Origin of the sequence: Microvirga sp. KLBC 81 (assembly GCF_003075415.1) — a bacterium.
Taxonomy (GTDB): domain Bacteria; phylum Pseudomonadota; class Alphaproteobacteria; order Rhizobiales; family Beijerinckiaceae; genus Microvirga.
This window is the reverse complement of the sequence record NZ_QDAH01000233.1, coordinates 1-1,478: the sequence shown is the minus strand read 5'-3', so window position 1 is coordinate 1,478 and position 1,478 is coordinate 1. Positions and strand designations below refer to the sequence as shown.

Here is a 1,478-nt window from a genome sequence, read left to right as displayed (position 1 = left end):
GAGAGCGAGCGGCTGCGCCAGATCATCAAGGAACTGCAGCGTCATCGCTTCGGCCGCCGGGCCGAGACCCTGCCCGAGGATCAGCTGCTGCTTGCACTCGAAGAGGTCGAGCAGGTCGAAGCCGCTGATCATGCGCAGAGCGAGGCTGAACGGCCGGACCGGCGTGCGGCCCGCGCGGCGCATCGCCGCCGCAACCGCGGCTCTCTGCCGGCGCATCTGCCGCGGATCGAGAGCGTCGTGGAGATCGACGATCTATCCTGCCCCTGCTGTTCCGGTCCCTTGCACCGGATCAGCGAGGATGTCTCCGAGCGGCTCGACATCGTGCCCGCGCAGTTCCGGGTGCTGGTGACGCGCCGGCCCAAATACGCCTGCCGTCGCTGTGAAGACGTGGTGGTGCAGGCGCTGGCTCCAGCGCGCCTGATCGAGGGCGGAGTGCCCACGGAAGCCACCGTGGCGCATGTGCTCGTGGCGAAGTATGCCGATCATCTGCCGCTCTACCGGCAGGCTCAGATGTACGCGCGGCAAGGGATCAACCTGGATCGCTCGACCCTGGCCGATTGGGTCGGCCGGGGCGCCTTTCTGCTGCGGCCCGTGCACACGCGATTGTTCGAGAAGCTCAAGACCTCCGGCAAGCTGTTCGCTGATGAGACCACCGCACCGGTGCTCGATCCGGGCCGAGGGCGAACCAAGACAGGTCAGCTCTTTGCCTATGCGCGGGACGATCGGCCGTGGGGCGGCACCGACCCGCCCGGAGTCGTCTACGTGTATGCGCCGGATCGCAAGGCTGAGCGGCCGATCGCGCATCTGGCGGGCTTTGCAGGCGTGCTGCAGGTCGACGGCTATGGCGGCTACAAGGTGCTGGCCGAACGCGGGGATGTGAGGCTTGCGCTCTGCTGGGCGCATCTGCGCCGGCGCTTTTACGAGCTGGCCGCGGCCGGTCCGGCGCCGATTGCGAGTGAAGCCCTCACGCGCATTGCTGAACTCTACACGATCGAGAGCGAGATCCGCGGACGCTCGCCCGAGGAGCGCCGTGCTGCCCGCCAGATGCGCAGTCGGCCCGTGCTCGATGAACTCGAGCCATGGCTGCGATCCAAGCTCGCCCTCATCAGCCAGAAGACGAAACTGGCTGAGGCGATCCGCTATGCGCTCTCGCGCTGGGAGGGCCTGACGCGGTTTGTCGACGACGGGCGGATTGAGATCGACTCCAACGTGGTCGAACGCTCGATCCGGCCGCTGGCTCTCAATCGGAAGAATGCTCTGTTTGCCGGATCTGATGGCGGTGCGGAGCATTGGGCGGTGGTCGCGTCGCTGATCGAGACCTGCAAGCTGATCGGGGTTGAGCCCTATGGCTACCTGGCGGACGTGATCACCCGCATTGTCCAGGGACATCCCAACAGCCGCCTTGATGACCTGCTGCCGTGGTCCTATGCGGTCGCGCAAGACCTCAAGGCCGTGGCCTGAAAACACCGCTTACGATC

The 1,478-nt window shown here is 66.4% G+C and carries 1 protein-coding gene; it reads left to right on the top strand.

Features of this window, described 5'->3' with window-relative positions; all coding sequences use genetic code 11:
- Positions 1 to 1,461, top strand: a 1,461-nt coding sequence (locus tag DC522_RS33430) for an IS66 family transposase (protein ID WP_116532686.1), incomplete at its 5' end; no start/stop codon positions are given.
- Positions 1,462 to 1,478 lie beyond the last annotated feature (17 nt).